The following is an 18520-nucleotide window of genomic DNA, read 5'->3' as shown; positions in this document are numbered from 1 at the left end:
AAGCTGACGAAACCCTCGGGAACTCGGTAATGCGCAGGGCGTCGTCTGACGCCCCGCGCCTTTGTCGCCCAAAGCAGAACTCAGCGCTCTAAAAGATTGCAATTGGCGTTGCCGACGATCACTGTCCGCTCGATTTGCTCCGGACAATCCTGCAACCACGCAAAGACATCTTCGAGCCTATAAGGCGTTACGACTTCACCAGCACCCGGCTTGATGTCTGGACCTTCGATCAAATAGAAGCGCCCTTCCGCCGTCCTGACCATACGGTCCCGTATTTCACCCTTGACTCCCGTGGTTGGGTCGAAATCTGACAATACGCGCGTTGCAAAGTTGAACGCTCCGTCAAGTTGACGACGCGCTGTTCGCTTCGGCTTCGCTCGACGTCGCTTGGTTGCGCACTTAAGCTGGCGGCCCGACACCTGTCTCTTGAACATCTGTACTCCTTTGCGAGCCGCCGCCCCGGATTCCGCAAGCGTGCTCTTCGCTCGCCGCCATCGCAATATGGCCAATTGAAAGAGCCCGTGCTGATCAGTCGATACGTTTCTAGCCAGCGGCTGTGACATTTGTAAGATTACAAACGCTCGCGAGTTTGGCGCGGCCCGTTGGAATGATGCTTCAGCTAGCCTGCACACTCCGACCGCCACCACTTCGCACCCATTGACCGAATGTGCGCGTGAGAGCCTTGGCGACGACGTTGCCGGACGACACCGCCAAGGTCAACGGATAGCCCCTTAGATGGCTCGTACCAGCATGTGGGCCATGTCGGCCAAACTTGGGCAGGGTAGCCCCCGTCAGCCGCGCGTGCCCATCCTTGGCGGCTCATCGACCGAACGAATGATTGAGCTGCGCTTGCCTCAGACTGTGCAAGTGAACCGCGGCTGGAGACCGGATAGCCGCATCTCGTCCGGCCATCTCGCCGCGTCCATCTGGACGTTGTGCGAGCACCGGTAGTCGTTGCAAACGTCGGTCAAGCCGTCTCCAGCCGCTGCTTAATCTGCTCGGCTTGTTCCTTCGTCAGCTTCTCAGCCAAGCTGTAATCCTTCAGTTGGGCCGCCCCCTTGCGATCCCGATCATAAACCATCCAGTCGACGCTTCCTCTTCGTACGAGGAACCTAGCCTGTATCGGTGCCATGTAATTCACCGTAAACTCCGTCACCAATATGAACGACCGCAATAATATTCGCGAAGAATATGGAGCACCCGGTCTGCGATGCTTCTGTGAACTTACGCGCACACACACACACCGGAGCCCAGATATAGATACTTCGACCAACGCCAATCAGCCGAAAGCCCCTCGAAGATCCCGCCTGAGGTCGTGACTTACTCTAACTCAAATCTTGGCCGCAACTCACTGCAAATACGTTCGAGCCGAGAATGTAACTCACAGAGATCCTCCGGCGCCGCTACCACAGTTGTGCGAAACCCGAGCTGCCTGTCCTCGCTGACCTGAAAGAAGTTGGTCAGTCCAAACCGGTCTAGGATCAATTCATGAAGCTGGTCTTTGGTGATCTTTTGCTTTTGTAACGCCATTGAAAAAGCCGATGCTAAGATTGCCTCCTTTTGCTTCTTCCGCAGCGCAACTGCAAGGCGCTCGTTGCGGCACCCGTAATTGCCCGGGGGGCGATTGTGAATCGACGCTGAACATTGACCCCGCACGCGCGAAGTCAATCAAGCACTTGGACGCCGATCGGCCTCCGGACCCCACGCAGATTCACACTGGTGGCGCTATGGGAGGCCTCGGATCGGATCTGCGGCAAGCGGCTCAGGGTAATGATTCCGACGTTGCTGCCTTCGCTGGAGCGGCATGGCCGGCTCAAGCTAGGACCAGGCCGATCGAGCACTGGTGCTCGGCGTCAGCGCAGCCACGATTGATCGGCTGCTGGTCGAGACCAAGGTTGCCGCGGCCGGCGGTAACCGCAAAGCGAAATCACGACTGGCTGGTCTCCTTTACAGTTCGATTCTTGCACCGCACGGCGGCTACCGACACATATCGCCGGACGCCCATTGATCGGCCATGCAGTCACGCTATGCATGCCAACTCGGTGGGCTCCGAAGGGGGTTGACCACCGTGGTGGCTTGCCAACGACGATCCAACTGAGCAAATTGGGTTCGGGGAAGAGAGCTGTCCGCAAATGGTGCTCTCGGCGACGGAACAGATGATGCGACGATCCGCATGAAACCGCAGCCGAAACCATCAAGCCGGGAAGTTCTTGCTGGCCTTGTTGAGCGCGTCACATACCACAACGACGGGAATGGCTACTGCGTTTTGCGGATCAAGGCGCGCGGCCACCGCGAACTGGTCACTGTAGTCGGGCACGCCGCGGTGATCTCCGCTGGCGAGTGGATTACCGCATCGGGCGAATGGGTCAATGACCGCACCCATGGCCAACAGTACAGGGCGAAGTTCTTAAAGACCTCGGAACCGACATCACTCGACGGCATCGAGAAATACCTCGGCTCCGGAATGATCCGCGGCATCGGGCCAGTCTATGCCAAGAAGCTGGTGCGCGCCTTCGGTGAGAAAGTGTTCGATACCATCGAGGCGGAGCCCGAACGCCTGCGCGAGGTAACGGGCATCGGCCCGGTTCGGGCCAACCGGATCACGGCCGCCTGGGCTGAACAGAAGATCGTTCGCGAAATCATGGTCTTCCTGCACAGCAATGGCGTCGGCACAGCGCGGGCGGTGCGCATCTATAAGACCTATGGCGCGGACGCCGTACAGGTTATGACCGAGAACCCCTACCGCCTCGCGCGTGACATTCGCGGCATCGGCTTCAAGACTGCCGACGCGATCGCGATGAAACTCGGCATCGAAAAGACCGCAATGATTCGGGTTCGGGCCGGGATCTCCTATGGGCTGACCGAGGCGATGGACGAAGGGCACTGCGGTTTGCCGACGGATGAACTGGTGCCGCTTGCCGAGAAGCTGCTTGAGGTCCCGGTGGAACTGGTGCGCATTGCGCTTGATCTCGAACGGACAGCAGGCACAGTCATCGCGGACAGCGTAGGCGAAACGTCATGCGTATTTCTGGCGGGCCTGCATCGGGCGGAGCGTTCGATTGCCGAGCGACTGATCCGGCTTGCGAATGGCACACTGCCCTGGCCCTGGATCAATCCAGACAAGGCACTGCCTTGGGTCGAGCAACGGATCGGGCTTACCCTTGCCGAAAGCCAGGTCGCTGCGATCCGGCTCGCATTGATGTCCAAAGCGTTGGTCATGACCGGCGGTCCTGGTGTCGGCAAGACCACCATCGTCAAAGGTATTCTCCGCATTCTCGCAGCAAAGGGCGTGAGGCTCCTGCTATGCGCGCCGACCGGCCGCGCCGCCAAGCGCATGACCGAAGCGACCGGTTTTGAGGCCAGGACGATCCACCGGCTGCTGGAGGTTGACCCCAAGGGCGGCGGCTTCAAGCGCGGCGAAGACAATCCGCTCGACTGCGACCTGCTTGTTGTCGACGAAGCCTCAATGGTAGACGTCGTGCTGATGCAGTCACTCATCAAGGCCGTGCCAGACAGATCTGCCCTTTTGATCGTCGGCGACATCGACCAGCTTCCTTCGGTTGGGCCAGGCCAAGTGCTGGCCGACGTCATCTCATCCGGTGCTGTGCCGGTGGTGCGTCTCACCGAGGTGTTCCGGCAGGCCGCGCAAAGCCGCATCATTATCAGCGCACATCGCATCAATCAGGGGGCCATCCCCGATCTCAGCCCGCCCGGCACGGATAGCGATTTCTACTTCGTGCAAGCGGGCGATCCAGAAACCGCCGTACAGCGTATCATCGAGTTGGTGAAGACACGGATCCCCAATCGTTTCGGCCTCGACCCAATTCGGGACATTCAGGTTCTGTGTCCAATGAACCGGGGCGGCGTCGGTGCGCGCTCGCTAAACATTGAACTGCAGGCGGCTCTGAACCCCGCCGGCGAGCGCAAGGTTGAACGCTTCGGTTGGACGTTCGCGTCCGGCGACAAAGTGATGCAGATCGAAAACGATTACGACAAGGAGGTCTATAACGGTGACATCGGTTATATCGACGATGTCAGTTCCGAAGACAGCGAACTCACCGCAAGCTTCGACGGCCGCTCGGTCATTTATGAGTTTGGCGAGCTCGACACGCTGGTGCCGGCTTACGCAGCAACTATCCATAAGAGCCAGGGTTCGGAATACCCTGCCGTAGTGATCCCGGTGATGACGCAGCACTACACCATGCTGCAACGAAACCTGCTCTATACCGGCGTCACCCGGGGCAAGAAGCTGGTCGTGCTGGTCGGTCAGAAGAAAGCCGTTGCCATCGCGGTTCGCAACGTTTCCGGGCGGCGAAGGTGGTCGAAATTGAACGAGTGGCTGGCGTCAAGAATAGCATCGATGCCGACAAGATGAGGGCCGACTATGAATGCGGGCAAAGCGCATAAGATTTGGATCGAACAGTGCGAAGCGGCTCAAACGATCAAGGCGCGATTCGGGCTCACGGCGGCCTTCGACTACCTTGTCGGTGAGAAGTTGATGAGTTTTACCAGTACTGCCTCCAGCCATCCCGACTTCGCGCGGGAACTGCCGCGGTTTGTTTCCGAGGTGAGACGCATGTTCGCGCCGGATGAGATCGGCGCACAGTTGGCGCAAATCGAGCGTTCGCAAAACGAAAGGAATGTCGATGTTTTGGAGGAGGATGATCTTCTGCCGGAGAGTCCGGCCGCAGTCGCGGAGTGCGTTCAGCAGTTCATGCGGGTCAAGGAGTTGCTGACCGCGCCCATGCTCGGTACTTCGTGACAGAATGGCGAATTACATCTCGATGTGGCGCGCGGCTCACCCCCAAAATCGCGGACATTTCCGGTGGGATCATAAGGTCTCACCGTCATGATGACGCTGGAACCCGTTCTTACCCCGCATGGTTTGCTGACACTGCGACAAACGGCGCAAGCTCCTGCGTTGGAGCCCAATCAGGGCTTGCGGCTGGAGAAAGCATTTTTACGTGGCTCAGGGCACGGATTGTTGTGGCTCGGCGCCGACGAAGTCGCGACGGTTCTCCCACCGGTGTTGTCGTATTGGCGAGCGCTTGGAATGCGCTACATGACTGCGCTGTGCGCGCTTCCTTGTGTTGGAGACGGCCGTACCAAGCCGCCTGTGCCGATCCCCGCCGATGGCGAGTTGGACACGATGGCAGCGGCTGTTCCGCCGATGACCGGCGCGGAATACCTGACGACGTCTGTCCTGGCCAATCTTTGGCAAGGTATGGATGCGGCCTTTGATGCCGAGTTGGTGCAAGCCAAGCTCTCCCTGCAGGAGTTCCTCAAGAGCCGTCATCCGGCTTGGAATTTGGTTGGGCGCGTTCATTTCAACCTCGCGGAGAACCGGAAGGACGAAGAAGCCCCGTTCGCGTTTCTTGCGACCTACACGACCCGACTCTCGGCTGAGGCCAAGGCCCAGCATCTGCCGCTCGGCAAAGCCTTGCAGGAGTATGCCGGTGCGAGGAACCGCCAACGCCTGCTCTCGCTGCTGATGCCCGTCCAGCGCGCCGCCGAGAGTTGCCCTTGGTTGAAGACGATGGTCAATGCCGGCGATATCTTTCATCCGCTGCGCTGGAGCCCACAACAGGCGCTGCAATTCCTGAAGGATGTTCCCGCAATCGAAAGCGCCGGGGTGGTCGTGCGAATGCCGGCGAGTTGGCGCATGAACCACCCCGCACGCCCGCAAGTGAAAGCAACGGTCGGGGGCAATGCGCCATCACAGCTGGGGATGGACGCGCTGCTCGACTTCCGAATGGAGGTGACGCTCGAGGGCGAAAGCCTCTCGAAGGCCGAGATCAAGCGACTCCTGGCGCATTCCGATGGATTGACCTTAATCCGTGGCAAGTGGGTCGAGGTCGATCATGAACGACTGCATCGCACACTCGAGCAATTTGAGGCCATCGAGCGCCGCGCCGCCGCCGAGGGTCTTTCGTTCGGTGAGGCGATGCGTCTGCTGGCTGGGGCTGGCATTGCCGGAGATAAAACTGCCGCACCAGCCGACATCGATTGGAGCCAGACCGTTGCCGGCCCCTGGCTGGCGGAGACGCTGGCGACCTTGCGCCATCCCGATTGGCTCATGCGGGTCGACCCCGGTCAATATTTTCAGGGTACGCTGCGACCCTATCAGCAGTCGGGTGTGCAATGGCTATATCTGCTAACGCAGCTCAAGCTTGGGGCTTGCCTTGCCGACGATATGGGGCTCGGCAAAACCATCCAGGTGTTGTCGCTGCTGCTGGTGATCAAGAATGAGGACATGGCACGGAAACCGTGCCTGCTCGTAGCCCCCGCCTCGTTGTTAGCCAATTGGGCCGCCGAGATTTCCCGATTTGCGCCAAGCTTGAAAACAGTCGTGGTCCATCCATCGGCTGCGCCGTCCGAGAAACTGAACACTTACAGTGCGGACAGATGCGCAGATGTCGATCTCGTAATCACGAGCTACGGCTTTCTGACGCGTACGCCTTGGCTAGAAACTACATCATGGCGGTTTGTGGTGCTCGATGAAGCACAGGCCATCAAGAACCCGGGCGCTAAGCAGACAAAATCGGTCAAGAGGCTCAGGGCAGAAATGCGCATTGCGTTGACCGGCACGCCCATCGAGAATCGGCTCGGCGACCTATGGTCGATCTTCGACTTCATCAATCCTGGCCTGTTGGGATCGTCGAAGGAATTTTCGGCATTCGTCAAACGCCTCGCCGACCGGCCACATAACCCTTACGGTCCGCTCCGCGAACTGGTGCGCCCCTATATCCTGCGACGGCTGAAGACCGACAAGAGCATCATTGCCGACCTGCCCGACAAGTCCGAGGTGAAAACCTTCTGCCCCTTGAGCCGCAAGCAGGCGGCGCTTTATCAGCAAGCAGTGGCGGAACTGGCCGGCCATCTCGAAGAGGTCGATGGAATAAAGCGGAGAGGCATCGTCCTAGCTTTTCTCATGCGTTTGAAGCAGATCTGCAACCATCCATCACAGTGGCTCGGCGACGGTGCGTGGAATGAGGAGGATAGCGGTAAGCTTGTGCGTCTGCGCGACATCGCGGAAGTGGTTGCCGCCCGGCAGGAGAAGGCACTTATCTTCACCCAGTTCAAGGAGACAACGGTGCCACTAGTGGCGTTCCTGGGCTCCGTATTCGGAAGGCCCGGCCTCGTCCTGCATGGTGAGACAGAGGTTAAGAAGCGCAAGGACCTGGTGCGCCAATTTCAGGAAGACGAAGACGTCCCGTTCTTTGTGCTCTCGGTCAAAGCAGGCGGCACCGGGCTCAATCTCACAGCGGCCTCGCATGTCATTCATTTCGACAGGTGGTGGAATCCGGCTGTCGAAAACCAAGCCACCGACCGTGCCTTCCGGATCGGACAGACCAAGAACGTGCTTGTGCACAAGTTCGTTTGTCGCGGCACCGTGGAGGAAAAGATCGACCATATGATTGAGTCGAAGAAACAATTGGCTGGGGATTTTCTTAGCGGCGGAGCTGACATCCTGTTGACTGAGATGAAAGATGAGGAGTTGCTTAGACTCGTGACTCTCGATTTGGGCGCGGCGATGAAGGAAGGGGATGAATGAGCTACTACGGGTGGCATGCTTACGTGCCAGTAGCTGAGAAGCGGCGACAGGCAGAACGCAAGTTGGCCAAGCTCAAGAAGCAGGGACGATCGGTTGCGCCCGTGAGGATCGAGGGCCGCACAATTACCAAGAGCTTCTGGGGCAGATCTTGGTGCGTCAACCTTGAACGCTACAGCGACTATGAGAACCGCTTGCCGCGCGGCCGGACCTATGTTCGAAACGGCTCCGTTATCGACCTGCAAATTGCCAAGGGCGAGATCTCGGCAATGGTAGCCGGGTCTGAGCTCTACCAAATCAAGATTGTCATTGCACCGGTTACGCGGGCACGCTGGAAATCCATCTGTCGGGACTGCGCCGGGACCGTCGATTCGCTAGTTGAGCTCCTGCAGGGCCGCTTGGCGAAAGGCGTGATGGACCGGGTCTGTCGAGAGGGTGACGGCCTGTTTCCGTCGCCGACGGAAATCAAGCTGTCCTGCAGCTGTCCGGACTGGGCGGACATGTGCAAGCACGTTGCGGCAGCACTGTATGGTGTCGGTGCCCGGCTAGATGAAAAGCCTCAGCTTCTTTTTGTGCTGCGTGATGTGGATGAAACTGAAATGCTCGCCAGCGCTGGACAGGATTCTCCGCTAACAACGGCGCCAGGCGCGGCGAAGGTGCTTGATGAAGGCGATGTCGCCGCTCTATTCGGGCTGGAGATGGCCGAAACTCCCCATACCCCAAATCCTGCCTTTACAGTCTCAAAGAGACCCCAACAGTCCAAGGCGCAAAAAGGCAAGATATCTGCCAGAAAGACCAAACGAGCAGCGAAGACAGATGTCGCCTTACATCGTGCGACTCGGGCCAGTTCGGGAATGAAAAAGACAACCCGAGCAAGTGCCAGGAAACGGCGCACTCGGGGATGTCCCGATCGCTGTTGAACTATGTCGGGCCGACGTTGCCGGAATGAATGCTGCACTAAACCGCTACCGCGGTAGGGAGCGCATGGCTGCGGCCTGAAGGGGGAGACGCCACAGAGTGCGCGGCCGCGGCATTAACGATCCTTCGCTGCGCGTCGCGCAGTCCGACCCGTGGCCTCGCTGAACAGGTGGCGGGGGATGCTGATTATCGCAAAACGTCGCCGTTCTTCCGGGTGCGCTTCAAAATCTGCCTCCACAAAAATCATCGATGATCTCCTCACTGGCATGAACTTCGACGCGTACCGGCGCGTCGTCAAAATCCACTTCATATCGGCGACCATTCTTTCCACGGATAATCGCGTGCGCCATTTCTAGGCTACCTCCGGCCCGGCTTCTTGAGCTTCTTCACTCGGTGCTTCTGATAATCGAGAACGGCCGCTGCAAGTGGTATCGTGCGCGGCACGCTCACAGGTGTGAGGGAGACGACAAACGCTCTGCCTGTTTGTGAATCGACGCTGAATTGACCCCGCACGCGCGAAGTCAATCAAGCACTTGGGACGCCGATCGGCGTCCGGATCCCACGCCAATTCACCGTGTCTTCCGTCAGCGTCGAGCCTTGCAACCGCTTTACGAGCGCGCGGGGTTTCGTTGCATTCTGAGTAGAAAATTACTGTTGCAAACGTATAGGTTGTGTGCAACCATAGGGTTGGGCCTCAGAAACCCAAGCAAGATAGCATCAGTGGCCATCAATGGGCCAGCGTATAACGGCCCCGTTCGGTGGGACGGTGCTCCCATGTCGAAGGGGCACCCCAAAAGCACATTGGCCGTTCAGGATTACGGTTTCTGAACCCCGCCCGCACTGACAATTCAGGGGCCGGTCAATGAATCAGGCACAGCAGCAGAAGCCCTCTCCTGAAGACAAAGTTTCCGTCACCAAGGATAAGGACGCGGGCGCATGCGGATTGCAGCGCGATTTGCAGGATCGGTTGCAGCCGGCGCACGACGAGCCGGTGAGCGAGCCGGTCAGCGATAGCGCTCCCCATCCCGAAGCACCTGCAGGCTCGGGCCGGTGGGTTCGCCGCCTGCTCAAGGTCGGCATTGGCCTTGCGATCGTGGCCGTCTTCGGATGGCTGCCGCTGAAGGCCGTGCTGCAGACCTCGAGCGTCGAGGCCGTGGTCAACGCCAGGATCGTGACGTTGCGCTCGCCGATCGACGGCACCGTGAGCGCGAAGCCGCCGCAAGGCTCGAGGCAACTCAGCGTGGTCCATGAGGGCGATGCGATCCTTCATGTCGTCAACGCGCGCGGCGATCGCGTGCGGCTCGACGATCTTCGGCGGCAGATGTCCCGGATGGAAAATGAGCGCCCGAGTTTCGCCGCCAAGCTTGCGGCCGCCGAGACGGCGCAACAGGACCTTGCGCGCCAGGCGGCCCAGTTCCGCGACGGTCGCCTCCTCCAGCTCCAGGCGCGCATTGCCGAAATCCAGTCGGCGATCGAGGCCGCGGCCGCGCGACGGGAGGAGGCAGTGGCCGCCGTCGAGCGGGCCTCGTCACTGATCAAATCGGGCAGCGTCTCGACGGTCGAAATGGCCCGCCTGACGCGCGAGCAGGCGATCGCCCAGCAGACCGAGATCGGCGCCCGCCGCCGGCTCGACGCCGCCAAGGTTGAGCTCACCGCTGTCGGGAGCGGCACTTATCTCGGCGACAGCTACAATGATCGGCCGAGCTCCGCGCAACGCGAAGAGGAGATGCGCCAGCGCGCCAGCGATCTGCGCGCCGATCTGGCGCATGCCGACGCCGAGATCGACTGGCTCACGCACGAGATTGCAGTCGAACAGTTCCACTACGTCAACCGGGCGGAAGCCGACATTAAGGCGCCGGTCGCCGGACGCATCTGGGAGATGATGACGTCGCCCGGCGAGGATGTCCGGGCCGGTCAGCCCTTGCTCAAGCTGCTCGATTGCAGCGGCGCCGTGGTCACCGCCAATGTCACCGAAGGCGTCTACAACCGCCTCCGGCTCGGCGAGCAAGCGATCTTCGAGCCGAATGACGGCAGCGCGACGATCCAGGGTGAGATCGTCAATCTCACCGGCGCATCGGGCGCGCCCGCGAACCTTGCGATCAATCCGGATGCGCTGAACAAGGAGCCCTACCGGGTGACGGTCTCGATGCCGGCGCTCGACAGCACGGGCAAGGAATGCGCGGTCGGCCGCACCGGACGGGTGGTGTTCAACACGGATGCGGCAAAGCCATGATGGCGGCATTCGCGCCCGGCCTGGTTGCCTTCGGCGCCTGCCTTGCGATCCTGCCGCTGCTCCGGCGCGAGCACACGCTGGCCCGCATCATGATGACCGGCATGTCGTTCGTCCTGCTGCTGCACTACTTCGTCTGGCGGGTGACCCAGACCTTGCCGCCTCTGGGACTCACCGCCGACGCGGTGGTCGGCTATCCCTTCGTGGCGGCCGAGGCGGCTTCGATGATCGCGGTGTGCCTGTCGCTGCTGTTCCTCAGCCGAACCATCGACCGCTCGCCCGAGGTCAATGCCATCTTGCGCCGATCCAGGGCCCCGACGGATGCGCCGCTCGTCGACGTCTTCATCTGCACCTACAATGAGGAGAAGGCGATCCTGGAGCGCACCATCATCGGCGCGACGGGACTCAACTATCCCAACTATCGCGTCTGGGTGCTCGACGACGGGCGACGGCTTTGGTTGCGCCGGCTCGCCCAGGAGCTCGGCTGCAATTACCTGACCCGTCCGGACAACCGGCACGCCAAGGCCGGCAACATCAATCATGGGCTCCACCACGTCTCCGCTCTGCCGGACCGGCCGGAGTTCATCTCGATCCTCGATGCGGATTTTGTCCCGATGCCGGACTTCCTGACCCGGGCGATCAGCCTGATGCAGGACGGCACGGTCGGCGTCGTGCAGACGCCGCAGCACTTCATCAATCCGGATCCGATCCAGACCAATCTCGCCGCGACCGACGTCTGGCCCGACGAGCAGCGCTTCTTCTTCGATATCCTGATGCCGGCCAAGGATGCCTGGGGCACCGCGTTCTGCTGCGGCACCTCATCGCTGATCCGTTTCTCCGGCCTGATGCAGATCGGCGGCTTCCCCACCGATTCGGTGACGGAAGACTATCTCGTCACGCTGCGGCTGAAGGAGAGGGGTCTGCGCACGGTCTATCTGAACGAGCGCCTGACCATCGGCCTCGCGCCGGAGGGATTGAAGGAATACATCACCCAGCGCGGGCGCTGGTGCCTCGGCTTCATGCAGATCTTCAGGGGCCGCAGCGGGCCGTTCTCGCGGCAATCCAGGCTCGCCTTCATGGACCGGCTGTCGCTGGTCGACGCTTTCATGAGCTGGGCGGCGGTCTATAGCACCAAGACTTTCGGCCTGGTCGTACCCTGGCTCTTTCTGCTGTTCGGCATCAAGGCGGTCCATGCCGACCTGTTCGAGCTGCTGACGTACTTCCTGCCGTTCTATGTCTGGCACGCCTTCACGATGGCCTGGATATCGCGTGGCCGCTCGCTTGCGATCATGACCGACGTCTCGCAATACATTGCGGCGCCGGCGGTCATGAAGGCGGTCGTGACCGGCCTCGTCAAGCCGCAGGGCCACAAATTCAAGGTGACCGCCAAGGGCGGCGACCGCAACCGCCGCTTCATCGAGTGGCCGCTGCTGCGGCTCTATGGCGGTGCCTTGCTGATTACGCTGGTGGCGATCGCCTACGCCTTCATCCTGCACCTGCGCGGCGAAAACATCGCCTATGGCGGACTGGCACTGGCCTGGAGCCTGTACAATTGCGTCGTGCTCGCGATCGTGTGCTTCATCTGCATCGAGCAGCCGCGGCGCCGCAAGGCCGAGCGTTTCGAGCGCGACGAGCCGATCCTGGTTCACGAAGGCGCCGAACCGCGGCTGCTGCGGATGGCCGACATCTCGATTTCGGGCGCGCGCTTCATCGATCCCGCCCCGCCCGCCATCGGCGCCTTGATCAAGTGCAATGTCTACGGCCAGAGCGTGACCGCGACCGTGGTCCGCCGCAGCCGCGACGGCTTCGGCGTCCGCTTCGAGGACGCGGTTGCGACGCGGATCAATGTCGTGCGCGCGTTCTATGCCGGCGAATATGTCCGCGCCTTCCACGGCGTGCGCGCGGCGCCGGTCGGCAAGGCGTTGCTGATGCGGCTGTTCGGCTAGAGCGGGCGGAGCGTCATGCTGCCGGCTTCGCCGCCTGGTCCTCGCTCGACAACAGATGCAGTAGCCCGCTCTTGATCGCGGCCTGCCGGGTCGGCGCGGTGATCTGGGCGCCGAGCAGGTCGGTGACATAGAACACGTCGCGGGCGCGCTCGCCGAAGGTCGCGACGTGCGCCGAGGCGATGTTGAGGTTGAGCTTCGAGATCGCGGTCGTCAGCTGGTAGAGCAGGCCGGGCCGGTCGAGGCCGGAGACCTCGATCACGGTGTAGCGGTCGGACCACTGGTTGTTGACGGTCACTTCGGGCTCGACGACGAACGGCCGCGCCTTGCTGCGCACCGCGCGCTTGGCCACCGCCTCGGGCAGCCTGAGCTTGCCTTCCAGCACCTGCTCGATCATCTCGCCGATCCGCGTCGCGCGGCGGCCTTCGTCATCGTCACGGTCGTATTCGCGCGAGATCGAGATGGTGTCGAGCGCGCGGCCGTCGGTCGTGGTGTAGATCTGCGCGTCGACGATGTTGGCGCCAGCCGAGGCGCAGGCGATGATCGACAGCAGCCAGGGATGGTCGGTCGCCAGGATCGTGAGCTCGGTGACGGCGCGGATAGGACAGCGTATCGATTGCGGATCGTGCGTTCGTGGCGATGGCCTCATGGTCGCCACGCCTCATAGCTTCGCAGGCGACGGTTATTCCGAAGCACTCGGTCGCGGGAACGGGGACCACGGACTTTCAGGGACATTTCCTCAAGGGCCACGTCGGAACTTCTGTGGTCGACGGCTCGTTGTGGCCGCGCGGAGCCTCCCGCTTGCGCCCTTCAGTGGGCCTCGGCCGACCTCCAGCCACAGGCGGGAAAGGTCAACAGTCCCATCACGACTCTTGATCCATCGTATTTCTGCGCTATATCCGGGTTTCCCCTTACCCAATTGTGATCCGGTGAATGCATGACGACGTCAGATACGGCTGTGCATACGCAGCCCTTTCAAGCCGAGGTGTCCGAGCTGTTGCACCTGATGGTGCACTCCGTCTATTCGGAGACCGACATCTTCCTGCGCGAGCTTCTTTCGAACGCGTCGGATGCCTGCGACAGGCTCCGCTATGAGGCTATCGCGATCCCTTCATTACTTGGCAAGGGCGAGGCGCTGAAGGTCCGTATCATTCCGAATAAGCCGGCGAATACGCTGACGATCGCCGACAACGGCATCGGCATGGAGCGGCAGGAGCTGGTCGACCATCTCGGTACCATCGCCCGCTCCGGCACCAAGGCGTTCGTGTCGAAGCTGAAGGAGGCCAAGGACGGCCTCGGCCTGATCGGCCAGTTCGGTGTTGGCTTCTATTCTGCCTTCATGGTCGCCGAGAAGATCGTCGTGATCAGCCGCCGCGCCGGCGAGAGTGACGTCTGGACCTGGACGTCCTCCGGCGGCTCCGGATTCGAGATCGCCCGCGCCAGCGACGAGGACGCAGCGCGCGTGGCGCGCGGCACCGAGATCGTCCTGCACCTGAAGGACGACGCGAAGAAGTATCTCGAGACCTACGAGATCGAGCGCATCGTCGGTGCCTATTCCGACAGCATCCTGTTTCCCATCGAGCTTGTGCCCGGTGAGGGCGAGCCGCGCCAGATCAATTCGGCAAGCGCGCTGTGGCAGCGCTCGAAATCCGAGCTGACGGCAGACGACTACAAAAAGGCCTATCAGCAGATCGCTTCCGCCTTCGGCGATCCCGCGATCACGCTGCACTACCGCGCCGAGGGCCGCCACTCCTACGCCGTGCTGCTGTTCGCACCGTCGACGAAGCCGTTCGACCTGTTCGAGCCGAATCGCAAGGGCCGCGTCAAACTCTACGTCCGCCGCGTCTTCATCACCGATGATGCCGATCTGCTGCCGGGCTATCTGCGCTTCATCCGCGGCGTCGTCGACAGCGAGGATCTCCCGCTCAACATCTCCCGCGAGATGCTCCAGAACAATCCGCAGCTCGCGCAGATCCGCAAAGCCGTGGCGACCCGCGTCGTGTCCGAGCTCGAAAGCCTCGCCGAGAAGGACCCGGAGAATTTTGCCAAGATCTGGGATGCTTTTGGCGCGGTGCTGAAAGAAGGCATCTACGAGGATTTCGAGCGTCGCGAAAAGCTGCTGGCGCTGTCGCGCTTCACTACCACGTCAGGCGAGAAGCGCTCGCTCAAGCAGATTATCGCCGATTTCAAGCCGAACCAGACCGAGATCTATTATCTCGTCGGTGACAGCATCGAGCGACTGAAATCCAATCCGCGGCTGGAGGCCGCCACCGCGCGCGGCATCGAGGTGCTGTTGCTGTCCGATCCCGTCGACGCGTTCTGGACCTCGATGCCATCGGAGTTCGAGGGCAAGCCGCTGAAGTCCTTGAGCCAGGGCGACCTCAATCTCGACCTGATCCCGCGCGTCGACGAAACGGACGAGGCGAAGGAGGACGAGCCGGCCGCCGATGAAGCGGCCACCATCGCCTTGATCAAGGCCGCGCTCGGCGAGCGCGTCAGTGACGTCAAGGCTTCCACGCGCCTCACCAGCTCCGCCTCCTGCCTCGTCGCAGGCACTGACGGCCCGAGTCGCGAACTGGAGCGCATTCTGTCGCAGCAGAACCGCGGCATGCGCACCAAGCCGATCCTCGAGATCAACCTGCGCCATCCGATGGTGGCGGCGATTACCAGGGCAGAGGCCGGCTCCAAGGCCGTCGACGACCTCAGCCTGCTTCTGCTCGAACAGGCGCAGATCCTGGACGGCGAACTGCCGGAGCACGCGACGGCCTTTGCAGCAAGGCTGAACCGGCTGGTGCTGCAGGGGCTCGGTAGGTAGCCCAGACACGTGCCTCCGGGTGGATAGATGCAAGACCGCCGCCGCCAATTCGACGAATCTTCTCGCAACACACGGCCGGACCATACATAAGGTCACATCCTCAGAAAGACGCTCGAACTTCACAAGACGGCCGCCGCCGGAGGAATACGGTAAATGTCAGACAGTGCGGCATTCAGATGACGTCGTTGGGCAATTGACCGCAGGTCTCGGCTGCGCTCAGGCAAGTTGCCCGTTTTGACAGCATCTTAGGAAGCTCAACGCTTATAGCAGTAAGTTGAGCCGCTGTCCGGCATGGCCGAAGACCGTTTCGGGTCGATTTCGTTGAAAACGGCGACGGTAATCCGATGTATTGGCGCCAGCTCCGAAGCGGCCTAGCGCTTGGTCCACCGCTATGCGGGCCTGGGGATTTGCATCGGGATCAGCCTGGCCATCTTACGAAGGTTCTGAGTGGTGGCTGCGAGGGTGAACTCGTCACGCGCGCCGTTCGGGCCCCCTCAGTCGCAGGCGATCGAGCTTGAGAATGCGCTTGAGCTGCGCGAACAGCAGAGCTGGCCCCGGTTGTTTGGACAGCGCCCCGCTGGATTTAAGTGGATTCCTGCCGGGTTATGCTGAACGCGGGGCTTTACGATTTTGTCGTTGCGTCGGGAGGGCGTAGCCCGACCAGAGCGACGACAAAATCGTCGGCGACGGTCATGCGGCCATCACCATAGCTTGCGTGCCGAAGTAAGCCTCGTCGGGCGTGCGCCCGTCAAGGCTCGAGTGAGGGCGTCCCTGATTGTAGAAGGCCAGATACTTGGCAATTGACGCTCGCGCCTCGGACACGCTGTCGTAGGCGCGGAGATAAACTTCTTCGTATTTGACCGTGCGCCAGAGCCGCTCGACAAACACGTTGTCGCGCCAGGCGCCCTTGCCGTCCATGCTGATGGCGATCTTCGCGTCCAGCAGCACATCGGTGAACTCGAGGCTGGTGAACTGGCTGCCCTGATCCGTGTTGAAAATCTCGGGCCTGCCGTGCTTCGCCAACGCCTCCTGGACCGCTTCGACGCAGAAGGCCGCCTCCATTGTGATCGAGACGCGATGGGCCAGGACCCGTCGGCTGAACACATCGACGACCGCCGCGAGATAGACGAAGCCACGCCGCATCGGAATGTAGGTGATGTCCATTGCCCACGCATGGTCGGGCCGCTCGATCTTCAATCCGCGCAACAGGTACGGGTAGATCTTGTGACCCGGAGCCGGCTTGCTCGTGTTCGGGCGACGATAGACCGCCTCGATCCCCATGCGCTTCATCAGCGTCGCGATGTGGCGGCGACCGGCGTATACCCCCTCCCGCCGCAGCAACGATCGTAGCATACGCGCTCCCGCGAAGGGATAATCGAGATGCAGCTCATCGAGCCGACGCATCAAGGCAAGGTCCTCGGCCGAAACTGGCCGAGGTTCATAGTAGACCGTGCTGCGAGCCAGCTTCAGGACCTTCGCCTGGCGCACGATAGAAAGATCATGACCGCGGTCGATCATCGCTTTGCGCTCAGCAGGCCCGCCTTGGTGAGCGCGCCGGACAAAAAATCGTTTTCCAACGCCAGCTCGCCGATCTTGGCATGTAACGCCTTCAAATCGACCGGCGTCTCGGCCGATGTCTTGTCATGCCCAAACACGCCGGCGGCGCCTTCCAGGAGCTGGTTTTTCCAGATCGTGATCTGGTTCGGATGAACATCAAACAGTTGCGCCAGCTCCGCCAGGGTCTTGTCGCCTTTGACCGCAGCCAAAGCAACCTTCGCCTTGAATGCCGGAGAATGCGTCCGGCGGCTCTTCTTCGTCATCTTCGCTCCTGATTCGCAGCAAGAATCCTCGCCGCTGTCAGGCAGAAAATCCACTCAAGCTACTGTCCGAATTTGCGGGGCCAGCTCTCAGTTTGAAGTTCGCTCTGGCCCAAGACGAGGACCAGAGCATGAAGCGCAATCGTTTTACGGAAGAGCAGATCATCGGGATCTTGAAGGAGCACGAGGCCGGGGTTTCGGTGGCCGATCTGTGCCGCAAGCACGGCGTCAGCGACGCCAGCATCTACAAATGGAAGGCCAGGTTCGGCGGGATGGACGTCTCCGAGGCCAAGCGGCTGAGAACGCTAGAGGACGAGAACACGAAGCTAAAGCGGCTCCTGGCCGAGGCCATGCTGGACAATGCGGCGCTGAAGGACCTTGTGGGAAAGAAGTGGTGACGCCCGCAGGGAAGCGGAAAGCTGTCGTCCATCTGGGCGAGGCATTCGGGATGAGCGAACGGCGGGCGTGTAAAGCCATCGGCTGCTGCCGCATGACCATGAGATACCGGACGACCCAGGCTGACGACGCCAGCCTTCGCCAGCGCATGAGGGCGATCGCCCAGGAGCGCCGCCGCTTCGGCTATCGGCGGCTGCATGTTCTGCTCAGGCGGGAGGGGTATCTGATCAACCACAAAAAGCTCTTCCGGCTCTATCGGGAAGAGAAGCTGACGGTGCGCCGCCGTGGTGGCCGCAAGCGGGCGATCGGGACCAGGGCGCCGATGCTGGTTCCGATGACGCCGAACGACCGGTGGTCGCTCGACTTTGTGTCGGATCAGCTGACCGACGGCCGCCGCTTCCGCATCCTGACCGTCGTCGATGATTGTACCCGTGAGTGCCTGGCGCTGGTGGCCGATACCTCGCTCTCCGGCGTCCGTGTGGCGCGGGAATTGGACCGGCTGATGATCGAGCGCGGCAAGCCCAGGATGGTGGTGAGCGACAACGGCAGCGAACTCACCAGCAACGCCATCCTGGTATGGGCCGACCAGAGCCGTGTCGAATGGCACTACATCGCGCCGGGCAAACCCATGCAGAACGCCTTCATCGAGAGCTTCATGTATAGACGGCCCCGCGGATGCAAGGGATTTCAGCAGCACTTTGGATTCCGGTCGGGTGCGTTCATGTATCCGGCCTGTTAGTGCGACCGATGCCATGGCCGCTGGCCCTGATGGAGATCGCGGATCGAGGCCTCATCAACGGGTCGCGCTTGTTGCGCTTAAAGCTCTTCGGGCTTGCTCGATCCCCAGCT

The 18520-nt window shown here is 61.3% G+C and carries 12 protein-coding genes and 3 pseudogenes; 11 read left to right on the top strand and 4 right to left on the bottom strand.

Going from position 1 to position 18520, the window contains the following annotated elements; all coding sequences use genetic code 11:
- Positions 1 to 80: 80 nt before the first annotated feature.
- The gene (locus EI171_RS00445) at positions 81 to 434 is read right to left on the bottom strand and encodes a hypothetical protein (protein ID WP_161532277.1); all 354 of its coding nucleotides are present in this window, start codon (positions 432 to 434) and stop codon (positions 81 to 83) included.
- 1739 nt (positions 435 to 2173) lie between these two features.
- On the opposite strand from EI171_RS00445, the gene EI171_RS00440 reads away from it, so the two are divergent.
- From EI171_RS00440 to EI171_RS00410, 7 genes are all read left to right on the top strand, one after another.
- Positions 2174 to 4375: an ATP-dependent RecD-like DNA helicase gene (locus EI171_RS00440; protein ID WP_060913170.1), complete on the top strand. Its 2202-nt coding sequence runs from the start codon at positions 2174 to 2176 to the stop codon at positions 4373 to 4375.
- Between the two features lie 9 nt (positions 4376 to 4384).
- Positions 4385 to 4762 carry a hypothetical protein gene (locus tag EI171_RS00435; RefSeq protein ID WP_161532276.1) on the top strand — a complete coding sequence of 126 codons (378 nt, stop codon included), beginning with the start codon at positions 4385 to 4387 and terminating at the stop codon, positions 4760 to 4762.
- 87 nt (positions 4763 to 4849) lie between these two features.
- The gene (locus EI171_RS00430) at positions 4850 to 7555 is read left to right on the top strand and encodes a DEAD/DEAH box helicase (protein ID WP_161532275.1); all 2706 of its coding nucleotides are present in this window, start codon (positions 4850 to 4852) and stop codon (positions 7553 to 7555) included.
- Positions 7552 to 8472, top strand: coding sequence for an SWIM zinc finger family protein (locus tag EI171_RS00425; protein ID WP_161532274.1), 921 nt, complete (start codon positions 7552 to 7554; stop codon positions 8470 to 8472). The genes EI171_RS00430 and EI171_RS00425 overlap by 4 nt, the downstream gene beginning before the upstream one ends.
- 177 nt (positions 8473 to 8649) lie before the next feature.
- Positions 8650 to 8826: a hypothetical protein gene (locus tag EI171_RS00420; RefSeq protein WP_161532273.1), complete on the top strand. Its 177-nt coding sequence runs from the start codon at positions 8650 to 8652 to the stop codon at positions 8824 to 8826.
- A gap of 506 nt (positions 8827 to 9332) precedes the next feature.
- Positions 9333 to 10703 (top strand): HlyD family secretion protein, encoded by a 1371-nt coding sequence (locus EI171_RS00415; RefSeq protein ID WP_246740219.1) that lies wholly within the window; start codon positions 9333 to 9335, stop codon positions 10701 to 10703.
- Positions 10700 to 12646, top strand: coding sequence for a glycosyltransferase (locus EI171_RS00410; RefSeq protein WP_161532272.1), 1947 nt, complete (start codon positions 10700 to 10702; stop codon positions 12644 to 12646). The genes EI171_RS00415 and EI171_RS00410 overlap by 4 nt, the downstream gene beginning before the upstream one ends.
- A 13-nt stretch (positions 12647 to 12659) precedes the next feature.
- On the opposite strand, the pseudogene EI171_RS00405 reads toward EI171_RS00410, so the two are convergent.
- Positions 12660 to 13244, bottom strand: a pseudogene (locus EI171_RS00405) (ACT domain-containing protein); the annotation flags it as partial.
- Positions 13245 to 13580: 336 nt separating this feature from the next.
- On the opposite strand from EI171_RS00405, the gene htpG reads away from it, so the two are divergent.
- Complete coding sequence (gene htpG, locus EI171_RS00400; protein WP_161532271.1) at positions 13581 to 15458, top strand: molecular chaperone HtpG; 1878 nt, start codon at positions 13581 to 13583, stop codon at positions 15456 to 15458.
- Between the two features lie 389 nt (positions 15459 to 15847).
- Here htpG and EI171_RS00395 read toward each other — a convergent pair.
- Both EI171_RS00395 and EI171_RS00390 read right to left on the bottom strand, forming a co-directional pair.
- Positions 15848 to 16004: pseudogene (locus EI171_RS00395) on the bottom strand (IS5/IS1182 family transposase); the annotation flags it as partial.
- A 144-nt stretch (positions 16005 to 16148) separates the two neighbouring features.
- A protein-coding gene (locus tag EI171_RS00390; RefSeq protein ID WP_086023025.1) for an IS3-like element ISRj2 family transposase occupies positions 16149 to 17278 on the bottom strand; the annotation gives its coding sequence in 2 pieces (ribosomal slippage) (positions 16149 to 17026 and positions 17026 to 17278; 1131 coding nt in all).
- Between EI171_RS00390 and EI171_RS46570 the strand changes: the two genes are divergently transcribed.
- The 3 genes and pseudogenes from EI171_RS46570 to EI171_RS45285 all read left to right on the top strand — a co-directional run bounded on the left by EI171_RS46570 (position 17242) and on the right by EI171_RS45285 (position 18410).
- Positions 17242 to 17673 (top strand): transposase, encoded by a 432-nt coding sequence (locus EI171_RS46570; RefSeq protein ID WP_371740238.1) that lies wholly within the window; start codon positions 17242 to 17244, stop codon positions 17671 to 17673. The genes EI171_RS00390 and EI171_RS46570 overlap by 37 nt on opposite strands.
- Positions 17601 to 18266 (top strand): annotated as a pseudogene (locus EI171_RS00385) (DDE-type integrase/transposase/recombinase); the annotation flags it as partial. The gene EI171_RS46570 and the pseudogene EI171_RS00385, both read left to right, overlap by 73 nt.
- Positions 18240 to 18410, top strand: coding sequence for a transposase (locus EI171_RS45285; RefSeq protein WP_246740244.1), 171 nt, complete (start codon positions 18240 to 18242; stop codon positions 18408 to 18410). The pseudogene EI171_RS00385 and the gene EI171_RS45285, both read left to right, overlap by 27 nt.
- Positions 18411 to 18520 lie beyond the last annotated feature (110 nt).

Source organism: Bradyrhizobium sp. LCT2, assembly GCF_009931255.1.
In the GTDB taxonomy this organism is placed as follows: Bacteria; Pseudomonadota; Alphaproteobacteria; order Rhizobiales; family Xanthobacteraceae; genus Bradyrhizobium; species Bradyrhizobium diazoefficiens.
Note: the sequence above shows the minus strand (reverse complement) of the source record. Positions and strands in the feature narration are given on the sequence as shown.